Below are 239 nucleotides of genomic sequence, written 5' to 3'. Positions count from 1 at the left end.
GAAAAATAGATGTGCGTATCTCTCGCTTAAGAAAGAAATTAGGGGATAATATTGACACTCCATTTAGGATCAAGACAGTCTGGGGCCAAGGTTATCTGTTTGCCCCAGAAGCTTGGACTAGCTAGCGACTGCTAATTTTTACGGAACTAAAAGTTGAAACGACTCTTCATCAGCCTGTACCTACTGGTAAGCCTTAGCTTCTTAGGGATAGGCTGGACACTCGACAGTATTTGGCAGAA

General features: G+C 43.1%; 1 protein-coding gene. It reads left to right on the top strand.

Translation table 11 applies throughout. The annotated features are described in order from the left end of the window. The coding region (locus tag MTCD1_RS20230) for a winged helix-turn-helix domain-containing protein (RefSeq protein WP_200818721.1) at positions 1–125 on the top strand (125 nt) is incomplete at its 5' end. Positions 126–239 lie beyond the last annotated feature (114 nt).

This window comes from Colwellia marinimaniae (assembly GCF_002207865.1).
Lineage (GTDB): Bacteria > Pseudomonadota > Gammaproteobacteria > Enterobacterales > Alteromonadaceae > Colwellia > Colwellia marinimaniae.
Note: the sequence above shows the minus strand (reverse complement) of the source record. Positions and strands in the feature narration are given on the sequence as shown.